General features: G+C 39.8%; 15 protein-coding genes and 1 pseudogene. 7 read left to right on the plus strand and 9 right to left on the minus strand.

The annotated features are described in order from the left end of the window. Window positions 1–176: 176 nt before the first annotated feature. Window positions 177–383: a helix-turn-helix domain-containing protein gene (locus BN1356_RS00005; RefSeq protein ID WP_093649365.1), complete on the minus strand. Its 207-nt coding sequence runs from the start codon at window positions 381–383 to the stop codon at window positions 177–179. Window positions 384–567: 184 nt separating this feature from the next. Between BN1356_RS00005 and BN1356_RS00010 the strand changes: the two genes are divergently transcribed. The 4 genes and pseudogenes from BN1356_RS00010 to BN1356_RS12530 all read left to right on the plus strand — a co-directional run bounded on the left by BN1356_RS00010 (window position 568) and on the right by BN1356_RS12530 (window position 2,537). Then, complete coding sequence (locus BN1356_RS00010) at window positions 568–1,290, plus strand: S24 family peptidase (protein ID WP_093649367.1); 723 nt, start codon at window positions 568–570, stop codon at window positions 1,288–1,290. A 9-nt stretch (window positions 1,291–1,299) separates the two neighbouring features. Continuing rightward, window positions 1,300–1,704: a hypothetical protein gene (locus BN1356_RS00015; RefSeq protein ID WP_093649368.1), complete on the plus strand. Its 405-nt coding sequence runs from the start codon at window positions 1,300–1,302 to the stop codon at window positions 1,702–1,704. 74 nt (window positions 1,705–1,778) lie between these two features. Then, window positions 1,779–2,180: pseudogene (locus BN1356_RS00020) on the plus strand (GTP pyrophosphokinase); the annotation flags it as partial. Then, the gene (locus BN1356_RS12530; protein WP_425423506.1) at window positions 2,181–2,537 is read left to right on the plus strand and encodes a tyrosine-type recombinase/integrase; all 357 of its coding nucleotides are present in this window, start codon (window positions 2,181–2,183) and stop codon (window positions 2,535–2,537) included. Window positions 2,538–2,807: 270 nt separating this feature from the next. On the opposite strand, the gene nusG is transcribed toward BN1356_RS12530, so the two are convergent. The 4 genes from nusG to pbp2a form a co-directional block, all read right to left on the minus strand. Next, window positions 2,808–3,347 carry a transcription termination/antitermination protein NusG gene (gene nusG / locus BN1356_RS00025; protein WP_093649370.1) on the minus strand — a complete coding sequence of 180 codons (540 nt, stop codon included), beginning with the start codon at window positions 3,345–3,347 and terminating at the stop codon, window positions 2,808–2,810. A 108-nt stretch (window positions 3,348–3,455) separates the two neighbouring features. Beyond that, window positions 3,456–3,632 (minus strand): preprotein translocase subunit SecE, encoded by a 177-nt coding sequence (secE, locus tag BN1356_RS00030; RefSeq protein ID WP_093649372.1) that lies wholly within the window; start codon window positions 3,630–3,632, stop codon window positions 3,456–3,458. Window positions 3,633–3,641: 9 nt separating this feature from the next. Continuing rightward, on the minus strand, window positions 3,642–3,794 hold the full coding sequence (rpmG, locus tag BN1356_RS00035) for a 50S ribosomal protein L33 (RefSeq protein WP_093649373.1): 153 nt from the start codon (window positions 3,792–3,794) through the stop codon (window positions 3,642–3,644). Between the two features lie 47 nt (window positions 3,795–3,841). Then, entirely contained in the window at window positions 3,842–6,034 is a 2,193-nt protein-coding gene (pbp2a, locus tag BN1356_RS00040) for a penicillin-binding protein PBP2A (protein WP_093649374.1), read from the minus strand. Window positions 6,035–6,198: 164 nt separating this feature from the next. Between pbp2a and BN1356_RS00045 the strand changes: the two genes are divergently transcribed. Beyond that, the gene (locus BN1356_RS00045) at window positions 6,199–7,167 is read left to right on the plus strand and encodes an NAD(P)/FAD-dependent oxidoreductase (RefSeq protein WP_093649376.1); all 969 of its coding nucleotides are present in this window, start codon (window positions 6,199–6,201) and stop codon (window positions 7,165–7,167) included. A 1-nt stretch (window position 7,168) separates the two neighbouring features. Continuing rightward, entirely contained in the window at window positions 7,169–8,026 is an 858-nt protein-coding gene (locus tag BN1356_RS00050; protein ID WP_093649378.1) for an RluA family pseudouridine synthase, read from the plus strand. A gap of 206 nt (window positions 8,027–8,232) precedes the next feature. Here BN1356_RS00050 and BN1356_RS00055 read toward each other — a convergent pair whose 3' ends face one another. The 3 genes from BN1356_RS00055 to BN1356_RS00065 are packed head-to-tail and all read right to left on the minus strand — an operon-like array spanning window position 8,233 to window position 11,078. Beyond that, window positions 8,233–9,477 (minus strand): dicarboxylate/amino acid:cation symporter, encoded by a 1,245-nt coding sequence (locus tag BN1356_RS00055; RefSeq protein ID WP_093649380.1) that lies wholly within the window; start codon window positions 9,475–9,477, stop codon window positions 8,233–8,235. A 2-nt stretch (window positions 9,478–9,479) separates the two neighbouring features. Further along, the gene (locus BN1356_RS00060; protein WP_093649381.1) at window positions 9,480–10,670 is read right to left on the minus strand and encodes a MalY/PatB family protein; all 1,191 of its coding nucleotides are present in this window, start codon (window positions 10,668–10,670) and stop codon (window positions 9,480–9,482) included. A 21-nt stretch (window positions 10,671–10,691) separates the two neighbouring features. Further along, window positions 10,692–11,078 (minus strand): RidA family protein, encoded by a 387-nt coding sequence (locus BN1356_RS00065; RefSeq protein ID WP_093649382.1) that lies wholly within the window; start codon window positions 11,076–11,078, stop codon window positions 10,692–10,694. Between the two features lie 206 nt (window positions 11,079–11,284). Here BN1356_RS00065 and BN1356_RS00070 point away from each other — a divergent pair, with 206 nt between their 5' ends. Beyond that, window positions 11,285–11,944 (plus strand): helix-turn-helix transcriptional regulator, encoded by a 660-nt coding sequence (locus BN1356_RS00070; RefSeq protein WP_093649383.1) that lies wholly within the window; start codon window positions 11,285–11,287, stop codon window positions 11,942–11,944. Window positions 11,945–12,062: 118 nt separating this feature from the next. On the opposite strand, the gene purR is transcribed toward BN1356_RS00070, so the two are convergent. Further along, window positions 12,063–12,893, minus strand: coding sequence for a pur operon repressor (purR, locus tag BN1356_RS00075; protein WP_093649384.1), 831 nt, complete (start codon window positions 12,891–12,893; stop codon window positions 12,063–12,065). Window positions 12,894–12,908 lie beyond the last annotated feature (15 nt).

A 12,908-nucleotide genomic window follows, 5' to 3' on the forward strand; every position in this document is an offset into this window, starting at 1 on the left:
ATGTTTAAACCAGTAAATGCTAACCTTTAGCATAAATAGTGATACAACAAAAGATACGAATGCCGAAACAAAAATATTGACCATCTCTCTCCTCCTTTCTATCTGTCTTCAACCGAACGGAGATTATTTTCGGTGGGGATGGGTTTGTGCGAATTTTCGTGTTTTTGCTTAAAATTTTAAGCAGTAGATACTGCTTCACTAAAAAGATAAACTAAATCATACTCAGGAAAAAAATGTCTTTGAAGTGCAACCGTCTCTTCGAAAGTGAAAGGGTACTTACCTTTTATTTTGTCACTAACAGTCTGATAGCGAACTCCTAAGAGATCGGCCATATCAACCATTCCAACACCTTTTTCTTTTCGTGCCAATTCTATGTTAAGCATATAGACCTCCTTTCTTAAACACGATTTTTCGTGTTTTTTTACTGTTTAAAAAAGCTTTTTCAAGCTTGAATAAATAATAACACGAAAATTCGAACTTGTCAACAAACAATATAAACTTTTTTAGAAATTCTTTTTCTTGACATGCGAAAAATCGCACTGTATAATGTAGAAAAGGAGTTAAGAAATGATCGAAAAGCAACTGAGAGAACTTATGGAATTAAGGTTTGGTTCTGTAAAAGCCTTTGCAGTACAAAATGACATACCTTACTCGACCGTTAGGTCTATTTTAGAACGTGGTGTTCTAAAATCAAATTCAGAAAACATTTTCAAGATTTGTTCCATACTAGGTATCGATCCCAAAGCATTAGTAAAAAACATCACCTTTATACCTGACCAACCAGAAATCGTTTCAATCTACAAACAACTAGAGTCTGAAAGACAGGAAGTCGTTCTAAATACTGCTAAGGAGCAATTAGAAGAACAAAACAAAGTCGTTTCTATGTTCGATAAAAAGATTGATGATGAGGATTATATTACTGATTATGTTGAGGGGCTAGTTGCTGCTGGGCTTGGAACTTTCCAAGAAGACAATCTGCACATGGAAGTGCAATTGCGTTCTGCTGACATTCCAGACAAATATGACACAATCGCAAAAGTAGCCGGCGATAGCATGGAGCCACTTATACAAGACAATGACCTTTTGTTTATTAATATCACTTCACAAGTTGATATTAACGATATTGGTATTTTTCAAATTAACGGAAAAAACTTCGTTAAGAAGTTAAAACGTGACTATGACGGAACTTGGTATCTACAAAGTTTGAATAATGTTTACGAAGAAATTTACTTGTCTGAATATGATAATATCAGAACAATCGGCGAGGTTGTGGATATTTATAGAGATTAGGAGAATAGAATGAAATTCATTTGCAATATTGACGACAGATATAAAGACTTACCTCTAACGATTACTTTAGTAAATACAACTTCTGATAATCCCTATCTAACTAATAATAGTCGAGCTATCGGAGTAATAGTTAAAGATGCTCCGAATTTATTAGATTATATTGACGATGGAGATTTACTACAAATCGAAGGAAGTGCTGGAACAAACAACGATTATCATTTAGCGAAGGTTAGGTTCCAAGGAGATACTGCTTATTTCTCAAAGACTTCCTCTCTCATCAAGGAACTTCCGGTTACAGAAATTGAAATAGCAGATCTAAATCAAGTTGGTATTTTTTCAAAAATCCTTTTCTCAATATCAAAAGCATCAAAAGATGAATTATTGTTCGAAACCAATATGAAACGCTATATCTAATAAATACAGCAACTTCCGTATTATTGGTGAAATTATCGGTAGTTTTACGCCGATTGAGATGTAAAGGAGAAAAAATGTTAGAGAAAGTAGAGCGTCTAATTTCTGAAATAAATAGAATACATCTGGTTTATTCGCAAGATTATTTTGAGACTGGAAAAGTTGAAAAGATTAACCTAAAACATACCGTTTCAAAAGTACCTGTTCAAGCTATTTTAGACTATCGCTTGAACTTACACGAATCCATCAATGATTATTTGATGAAAGCCGACGTTAAAGATATACCTTACGTCTATCGTGTCAAAACGTCAGAAAGCATCTTGGATAAGATTGAACGCTTTTCGCAAAGACAAGATGGCTATCCTGTGAATTCTATTCTTAATGATATCTTTGGCGCTCGTATCATTCTATCTTCTGATGATATTTCACAAGTGATGGAACAACTTGATGGATGGAAAGATACGTTTGATTTTTGTAACTTGAAGAATGATCCATCAGAAAGAAAAGTTCCTATTGATAGAAAAACAATAGAAATCTTATATGTGTATAGACAAAACTATTGGCAAGCAAATATCAAGAATAGAATCTGTTTTGGTGTATCTAATTCAGCATGTAATAAGCTAATTAAAAAGATTATAGGCAGACCCGTCAGAAACCATACTCTGAGGCACACATACGCATCATTTTTGATTTTGAATGGTGTTGACATTGTGACCATCTCCAAGCTTCTTGGTCATGAAAGTCCAGATATTACTCTGAAAGTTTATTCACACCAAATGGAGGCACTAGCTGAGAGAAACTTTGAGAAAATCAAAAGTATTTTTCTAGCGTCATAATTTGGGGCGAATTTGGGGCGAACAGCTCAAAACCCTTGATATATAAAGAGTATTTAAGCCGTCTACCGCCTTGACGTGAGAAAAGTACTCTTGTGAGTGCTTTTTGTTTTCCAGAATAAAAGAAAAAATCGCCTTCAGATGTGGGCGATTTTTTCTTGGATATACCATAGCACTTGAAACAGTGGCAAATTCAGAATGATTACTATCTATAATTTAACCGATCTAGTGGTCTACAAAAGGAGTTGACCCAGTCAAAAAATGTTTCAAGGCCTATAATTCTGCGATTTGGCTAAGATTAACCTCAGCTACTGTATCGTTACCAAACATAGAAATAATCATTTTAACTTTGTGGTTATCGATTTCAGAGACCTTACCTTCATAACCAGAGAAAGCACCATCGATGATGCGGACAGTATCGCCCACTTGGACTTTAATATCGAAATTCTCAACTGTTTGACCCATGGATACCAAGATATGACGAATTTCTTCTTCCAATAGTGGAGTTGGCTTAGAACGGTTCCCGTGGGAGCCCACGAAACCGGTAACGTTTGGCGTGTTACGGACAACAAACCAAGCTTCGTCCGTCATCACCATTTCGACCAAGACATAACCTGGGAAACGGTTCTCTTCTACTTCCTTGACTTCTCCATTTTTCTCAACTCGAACGGTTTGCGTTGGAATTTCTACACGCAAGATATTTTCAAGCATGTTGTAAGTATGGGCACGTTGGAGAAGATTTTCCTTTACCTTATTTTCATAACCAGAGTAAGTCTGAAGAACAAACCAGCCTTTGTCAAAACTATCGTACATCTCTATTTCCTTTCCTTTTGGAACATGTTTTTTAGACGCTAAAAAAAGCCCGAAGGCTTTCGCTTTCTTTTATTATAGCATTACAATTTTCAAAATTGCAAGCAATAACTAGAAATTATTGAGAATTTCACTGACTCCCTTGGACAAAAGAAGGTCAAAGAGGTAAACGATGACCACAAAGAAGGCTGAGTATTGCAAAACGGAAATAAAATCTGTCCATCCTTGCTTCTTACTTGGCCAAGTTGTTCCTTTTAAGATTTGAACCGTATCCTTGAAAAAATTCATCCTGTACTCCTATCTGGTCTCTTTGTGACTAGTGTATTGGCCACAATGTTTACAATATTTATTGACTTCTAACCGTGTTGGTTTTGGGGTACTAGATAGTTTAATCGAGTAATTTCTAGAACCACAAACCGTACATGCTAGGCTTGCTTTTTTTAGTGCCATAAGCCCTCCATCCCTATCATTCTATCATGTTTTCTTTCTTTTGACAACTAGTCAAACCAGCCAGTAATGGAATCCCATAGAGATTTTGCCCTATTGGGTAAATCAGCATCAGAGATGTTTTGCTTGGTCTGATCAATGAGTTCTTGGGCTTTCCCTGTCCAGTAATCTACCTTGCTCTCAGCCTGCTCAGCTGGAGCCTGTGGCGTCTGTGTTCCAACATTTGATATATCCAAACCATTTAAGGCATAAGCATTTTCAACCTGAAAGGCTGTTCCATCGGTATACTGTAAAAGATTGGCTGCAACAGAGCGGAAAACCACTTGATCCATCCATGAATTACTATGATCAATATAATGAGTTTGGTCTGTTTTTTCAAAACCAACCCACTGACTAATCACCAAATCAGGAGTATAACCAATAATCCACTGGTCATTAATAAGGTTGACATCGAAACTTGTTTCTGTTGTTCCTGTCTTACCGGCGATATTATAACCATAGACATCAGCATTAGTAGCTGTTCCGTTAGTAAAGGTCCCTAACATCATGGAAGTCATCTTATCAGCGACAGACTGGTCAATAACCCGCTTGCTATTGGCTTTATGATTGGCAATGATGACACCATTAGCGGTTTCAATGCGACTAATTAGGTGGGCATCCTCCATGATTCCCTCATTTGCGAAGGTTGAGTAGGCTTGGGCCATCTGCAAGGGGTTGGTGGATACGCCACTACCAATCGAAACGCCCAACACACGGTCAACATCATCCATATTCAGACCGAATTTTTGACCGTATTCAAAGGCAGCAGTGAGCCCCAAACTATGAACGGTATTCGCAGCTGGTAGGTTCAGCGAGCGAGCGAGTGCTTGATACATAGGAACAGGCTCTGATGTTGTCCCATCATAATTATGAAGACTGTAGCCATCATAAGTGGCAGTTTGATTGTCTAATTCTCTATTGATAGACCAACCGGCCACTAAGGCTGGAGTGTAGGCAACCAGCGGTTTGATGGTGGAGCCTGGACTTCTCTTTGATTGAGTGGCAAAGTTAAAGCTACGGAAATTCGCATTTTCTGAACTATTGACCCGACCAACTAAAGCACGGACTCCTCCCGTCTTAGGATCCAAGGCAACACTAGCTGCCTGAGCAGATTGACCATCATAAGCCGAGGTAGGAAAGAGGGTCTCGTCATTATAGATAACCTGCATACTAGCCTGTGATTTCTGATCCATTTCCGTATAGATACGGTAACCATTATTGATGATGTCACTTTCCTTGAGGTCATAGCGTTCAATAGCCTCAGCAACAACCGCATCAAAATAAGATGGATAATTGTAATTGCTTTGTTTCCCGCCATAATTATCATAGAGATAGTTGGACATATCCACTTGCGCACCCGCATCAGCAGTTGCTTGATCGATGTAGTTAGCATGGACCATGGCTTGCAGCACTGTATTGCGTCTGTTGGTCGCATTTTCTAGAGAATAATAGGGATTGTATATCTCTGGCCCTTTGAGCATCCCTGCGATGGTCGCCGCCTGCTCCAAGTTCAACTCTGCAGCACTCACAGCAAAGTATTTGTGACTGGCATCTTCAACACCCCATACCCCATTGCCAAAGTAAGCATGGTTGAGATACATGGTTAGAATTTCTTGTTTACTGTACTTCTTATTGATTTCCACAGCCAAGAAAAATTCCTTTGCCTTACGCGTAATGGTTTGTTCCTGGGTCAAAAAAGCATTCTTTGCCAATTGTTGGGTCAGGGTGGAACCACCACCCGATTTCCCCAAGGTTAAAATGGCTAGAAGAGTCCGTTGGTAGTTAATTCCTGAATTTTCATAAAACGATCGATCTTCCGTAGCCACAACGGCCTGCTCCAAATAATCGGAAATAGCATCCAATTCGACATAGGTCCCCTTCTGCCCGGACAGGGTTCCTGCCTCCTCACCATCCTTGTCATAAATGACAGTCGTTGTCTTGAGAGCAGCTTGTAAATCACTGACATTAGCTGTTTTGGCCAAGTAGAAGAGATAGCCACCCACCGTCAATACTGTTAGGCCAATGATAATTAAGAGAATTTTATTGATTTGGTAGCGACGCCAAAAACGACGGATTGGCTCTGGTATCCGTGACTTCTTCTTTGATTTTGGCTCTTTTTCATCACTCTGACCCCGATGGCTTCTGGATCTGGTGGCTCGACGAGAATAGTTCTCCTCTTGATTAGAACCGTATTCCTCACTCATTGCTTTTTCCCTTTCTAGTTTTTTATCATTATACTACAATAGCGCTCTTTTTTCAGCCAAAAGTCTTTTGTTAGGCCTGTGACAGCCCATAAAATCGGTCTTAGGGAGGAAAAAACACTTGACTTTGTGGTAGAATAGACTATTATACACAAAAGGAAATTCTTATGACTGAACTCTATGATATTACCATTATTGGAGGGGGACCTGTTGGTCTCTTTACAGCTTTTTATGCCCATCTCCGCCATGCTAAGGTGAAAATCATTGACTCTCTTCCACAATTAGGCGGTCAGCCTGCCATTCTCTACCCCGAAAAAACCATCTTGGATATTCCTGCCTTTCGCCAATTAACCGGTCAGGAATTAACCGATAATCTCCTGGACCAATTGGAGCCTTTTCAAACAAGCATTTGCTTAGACGAGACGGTAATCGGAATTGAAACCGGAGAAACTTTCCAGATCACAACCAACAAGGGAATTCACGCTACAAAAACAGTGATCATTGCCATGGGAGGAGGCGCTTTTAAAGCACGTCCTTTGGAAGTTGAGAATGCCGATCAATTTGATAATATTCATTATCATGTCGCCAATATCCAGCAATATGCCAATCAAGATATCGTCGTTTTAGGCGGGGGGGATTCCGCAGTGGACTGGTCACTAGCTTTTGACAAAATCGCTAAAAAAACCAGGATCATTCACCGCCGTGATGCCTTTCGGGCTCTTGAACACAGCATGGCGGACTTAAGAGCATCCGATGTCGATATTTTGACACCCTATCTCCCCAAAGCCTTACAGGGACGAGACAAGCAGGCTAAAGAATTAGTCATCCAAAAAGTCAAGAGTGATGAGACTCTAACCATACCTTTTGATCATCTCTTTGTCAACTACGGTTTCAAGTCTTCTGTTGGAACCTTGAAAGATTGGGGAATGGACTTAAAACGCCATCGCATCTTGGTCAATCAGAAACAGGAAACATCTCTTCCTGGTATCTATGCAGTTGGAGACTGTTGCTTCTATGAGGGCAAGGTCGATTTGATTGCGACAGGCTTTGGTGAGGCTCCGACTGCCGTTAACAATGCCATGCACTACATCAATCCGACTGAAAGAGTCCAACCAAAACATTCCACGAGTCTTTAATATGCAATTTACTATTCCTATTCCAGAAGCTCTGCCGACCATGACTGTCAAGGAGCTCTTAGAAGACTACTTCCTCATCCCTCGTAAAATCAGGCATTTCCTCCGCACCAAAAAACATGTTTTGGTCAACGGTGAAACCGTTCATTGGCAAGAAATCATTCAAGCTGGTGACATGATCTCTTTGACCTTTGACCAGGAAGATTATCCTGAAAAAAGCATCCCTTTAGGAGATGCCAATCTGGTTGAAGAGCTCTATCAGGATGAGCATTTTATCATCGTCAATAAGCCAGAAAGCATGAAGACCCACGGTAATGATCCAAGTGAAATCGCCTTGCTCAACCATGTCTCAGCCTATGTCGGACAAACCTGCTACGTGGTCCACAGGCTCGATATGGAAACGAGTGGTGCTATCCTCTTTGCTAAGAATCCTTTTGTCTTACCTATCCTAAACCGGCTCCTAGAAGATAAGAAAATCTCGCGTGAGTATCTGGCTCTCTGTCAAGGAAGTTTCCAAATGGAAAAACTGACCTTACGTCATAAGATTGGGCGCGACCGCCATGACAGGCGAAAACGTGTGGTTGACTCTCGAAAAGGGCAATCAGCTGTTACTCATGTCAGAGTCCTTGAGAAGATTGGCAAGAATAGTTTAGTAGCTTGCCAACTAGAAACCGGACGGACCCATCAAATTCGAGTCCACCTTGCCCACGAAAGTCATGCCATCATTGGCGACCCTCTATACAGTGACATAAGCGCCCCTCGTCTCATGCTCCATGCCAGAAGCCTCCAATTGACTCACCCCTTTACCTTGGAAAAAATCCATGTTATAGCAGACTCAAAATCCTTTGATCACTATTGCTAGTTAAACCACATATAGTTCTAGAAAAGCGTAGATAGATGAGGCACAAATCTAGTGGTAGACAAGAAATTTTACATAACATAGTTTTGACTTTCAAAGAGTAGTATAAATAGAGAAAAAGGCCTAGAAGCAGTGTCAAAATCTTCTAAGCCTTTTTCATTATTTAGTAAAATAAGTCAAGATGAGAAACAAATCTCCCATTCCTTAACCTAAATGTTTACTTGTTCTTCTTTCTTTAACAAGCCTTTCTTCATCCAGTCCTTGCCTTCGACAATTCGAGCAATCATCATGGCCAAACCTGTATCACCGGTTACGTTAACTGCTGTTGCCGGAGCGTCTGTAATGGTTCCGATTAAGACCATGATTGGAATGGCTTCTGGAGGGAAACCAAAGGCAGAGATGATAAATATCTCAGCTACATAGCCACCCGCAGGAATACCACCCATAACAACTGAGGCAATAACAGATACCACAATAGCCATTAAGATATTACGAGGTGTGACAAAGTTGACATCAAAAACTGAACACAAGAAGGCGATTTTTATAATTTGAATAACGCAAGCACCATCTTTATGCAGGTTAGCTCCTAGAGGTATGACAAGGTCGGCAATTTCATCTGGTATTCCCAATTTCTTGGCATGCTCTAAGTTGATAGGTAGAGTAGCTGCTGAAGAACAAGTCCCAAGTGCGGTTAAAGTTGCTGGTACACAGGTTTTCCACCACAACTTCACACCATCCATTCCCGCAGCAAAATAAGCTTCCAGACTTTGAGAAACAATGAAATACAGCACAATGACAACCATATAAAGTCCGATAGCTTTTGATAAAGGACCAACGACATTGCTTCCATTATTACCAATAAGAATCGCGAAATAGCAACCCAAGCCGATTGGAGCAATTTTCATAACAATACCAATCACTTTTACAATGACAGCTGTTAAATTCTCCATTAAATCGACGATTGTCTTTCCTTTTTCGCCCGCTTGAATAATTCCGATTGAGAAAATAACTGTAAAGACAATCAAGGCCATCAAATGGCTCTTAGACAAGAGAAGTGGGAAGTCTCCTACCGTAAACATGCCCAGTACATTGAGACTGCTATTAGCAGTGTCCACTTGCTCAGTAAGATTCAATGTCACACCTGCACCCGTATCAACGAGGATGGATGGAATCAACATGAAAATACAGGAAATAACACCCGTTACAAGAGTCAAAACTAAGAAAATTCCCATAATTTTTGCCAGTTTTGATAAATCTGTCATTTTCGCAATAGCTGCAGATAAGGAACAGAAGATCAAAGGGACAACACAGCAATAGAGTAAGTTGAGGAATGTATCCGCTACTGGCTGTAAAATGGAAGCTCCAGGACCCCAGAAGAAACCAATCATACCACCAATGAACATGGAAGCTAGTAAAAGAATAGAGGATCTATAGGTACGAAATAACTCTTTCATTTTTAGTTCTCCTTTTTATGTGAGTCAATCGCTGTTTTCAGCTGCTCCATTGCTCTAACCACTGTTGAGCGAGGACATGCAATATTAAAACGTTCAAATTGTGCAGTCTCAGGACCAAATATTTTACCCGAATCCAACCACAATTTTGCCTCTTCGACCATAATATGTTCTAATTCTTCATCAGTAAAACCATAGCCAGAAAAATCAATCCAGATTAAATACGTTCCTTCAGGTTCGACAAAGGTTGCTTTAGGAAAGTTCTCTTTTACAAAATCACGGACATACTCCATGTTTCCTTGAAGATAAACCAAGAGTTCGTCCACCCACTGAGCTCCCTTAGTGTAGCAAGCTTTTACAGCTACTTGCCCCATGAGGGCACCGTTTGAATAAGCGGACGCATCATTGGATACGCGATACTTCGCTCTTAGTTCTGCATTTGGAATAATGATATTTGCAGGCTGGAATCCAGCTACATTAAAGGTTTTTGATGGAGATAGGAAGAGTACCAGATTGTCATGATACTTTTCATCTAGATTCATCATACTTGTGAAGGTATTTCCAGGATAAATCAAATCACTATGAATTTCATCATCTAGCATAATGACACCGTGTTTTAAGCAAATATCTGCCAAGCGAATCAATTCTTCTCTAGTCCAGACACGGCCAATAGGGTTATGAGGATTGCATAGAATAAAGACTTTGACTTGATGGTCAATGATCTTTTGTTCAAAATCTGCGAAGTCAATAGTATAGCGGCCATTTTCATAATGCAGTTGGCTATTGATAAATTCTCGGCCATTGCACTCAATGACATTTCGAAATGGATAATAGACTGGTTGTTGAATGAGTACAGCATCTCCTGGCTCTGTATAAGCTGTGACAGCAGTTGCTAAACCATAAACAATTCCCGCACCAAGTGTCACATGTTCTGGATTGATAGTATAACCATTGCGGCTAGAGGCCCAATGATTTAAAGCATCCCAATATTCCTGATCCGGATCGGTATAGCCGAAGATTCCGTGGTCAATTCGCTTGTGAAACTCTTCAAGAATTTCATCTGGCAACTTGAAATCCATGTCCGCTACCCACATTGGCAGAAGGTCGGTACGTCCCATCCGTTCCATCCCATAATCATACTTGATACAACTTGTACCGTAGCGACTAACTTCTTGATCAAAATTATATTTTCCCATTGTTCAATCTCCTTTTCTTTTTTATTTAACCGCAATGGCTTCAATTTCCACACGTGCATTCTTTGGCAAGGCTGCAACTTGGAAGGCAGATCGCGCAGGATAAGGTTGACTAAAGAAATGACCGTAAACCTCGTTCATATCTGAAAAATCTGCTATATCAGCCAATAAGACCGTTGTTTTCACTACATTGCTCAAATCCATATCTGCTTCCTTCAAAATGGCTTGTAAATTCTGAAGTGATTGTTGAGTTTGTAATTTGATATCTTGACCAGCAAATTCTCCTGTCAGGGGATCAATAGGCAATTGTCCAGATACATAGACTGTTTGAGAGGACTGCTGTGTGTCAATAGCAGTAGAATAGGGACCAATTGCTGCCGGAGCAGCTTCACTAACTAGTGTGCGATTCATAATCGCCCTCCTTTAAAATGTTTTGATATTTTTTTTATCTTTTGATAATTATTTTATCTACACGATAATCATACTACTTTTTTCCGAACTTGTAAACGCTTTTTTATCATATTGATAAAAATTTTATCTTATTTCTTTGTTTTTTTAAAAATTTGAGCTATTATATAACTAGAGAACCATTTGTAAATAGACAGAAAGGAGCAAAAATGACCGATCAAGAATTGCTCAATTTTTACATTCAACTCCTCCCTTTCCTAGGTCAGATACTGGGAAATCATACTGAAATCGTGATTCATGATGTTAGCCAGCCTGCGCATTCTCTCATTGCCATAGAAAACCCGATTTCCGGTCGAGCAATTGGCGCCCCATTGACAGATATGTTTCGACAGATGATTGCAGACAAAGAATATGAGGAGAAAGACTTTGTCGCAAATTACAACGGTAGTTCCAAGCATACCAGCTTTCTATCCTCTACTTTTTTTATTAAAAACAAGGGTAAATTAATCGGTCTGCTTTGCGTTAATAAAGATACCAGTAGTGTCAATGATTTTACTCTTTCTTTAAAAAACCTTTTACAGGGTTTTAACCTCTCTCTTCTCCAGAATAGTCAATACTCAGAAACTTTTATCAGTAACTCTATGGAGGATGTCATAAAGGAACGCATTCAAAATACCATTGTCAAGAGCCAAACTCATCCTAAGAGAATGTCGTCAGAAGAGAAAGTCACGGTGATTAGACAACTTCAACAAGAAGGAGTGTTGACCATGAAAGGGGCTGTCAATGAAACTGCCAATCAATTGAATGTTTCCGTCCCCACCCTCTATCGCTACATGAAACGAGCATCCAAAATTGATGAAGATGAATGATCAATATGCTATTTCTTGCTGAACTGTCCTAGCATTTAAAGGGCCAACCGATTAATCTAAAAAATAGGACTAACAAACCCTTGCGCTTGTTAGTCCTATTTTTTATGATTAATCCTCTTTACTTTACTTGCTCGTCATTATAAAACATATTTCCTAAAGCAACCTTTACTTTACCTTCTTTGACATCAATGTCTGTTACGGCTAGGAGAGATTTATAATTGGCTACACTACGAGCCCCCTTTTGGTTCTCTGCAAAGACTGCTACTCCAGCTAAGCTACTGTCAAACTCCGATAGCAGACTGATCATCCCGTTAATCGTACCACCATTTTTCAGGAAATCATCTACAATGAGGACACGGCTCCCAGCAGGTAGACTGCGTTTAGACAGAAACATCTTTTCGATGCGGTCACTGGAACCAGAAACATAGTTGACCGAAACAGTTGAACCTTCTGTGATTTTTAGGTCACGGCGAACGATGACAAAAGGTACGTTTAGAACATTGGCTACAGCATTGGCCAGAGGGACACCTTTCGTCGCTACTGTCATAACCGCATCAATATTTTCGTTTTTAAAAGCATTGGCGATAATGCGGCCCACATCTTTCAAAATATGGGGTGTGGATAGCAAATCAGATGAGTAAATGTAGCCACCTGGCAAAATACGGTTACTTTCCGCAATCTTAACCCGTAAATCTTCTGCAATGGCTAAGGATTCTTCCTCTGAGATAGACGGTGTAAAGACTACTCCCCCGCTGGCTCCCGTTACGGTCTCAATTTGACCAATGGAACTTTCTTCAAAGGCTTTTTTGATGATGGCAATATCTTCTGAAATAGAAGATTTAGCAGACTCGTACTTTTCAGCAAAAGTGTTCAGACTGGTCAATTCGTAAGGGTGATTAATGAGGTAATTTGAGATAACTACCATCCGCTCGCTTCTTCTAAGTTTCATACGCTATTCCTTCTT

The organism is Streptococcus varani (genome assembly GCF_001375655.1).
Taxonomy (GTDB): Bacteria; Bacillota; Bacilli; order Lactobacillales; family Streptococcaceae; genus Streptococcus; species Streptococcus varani.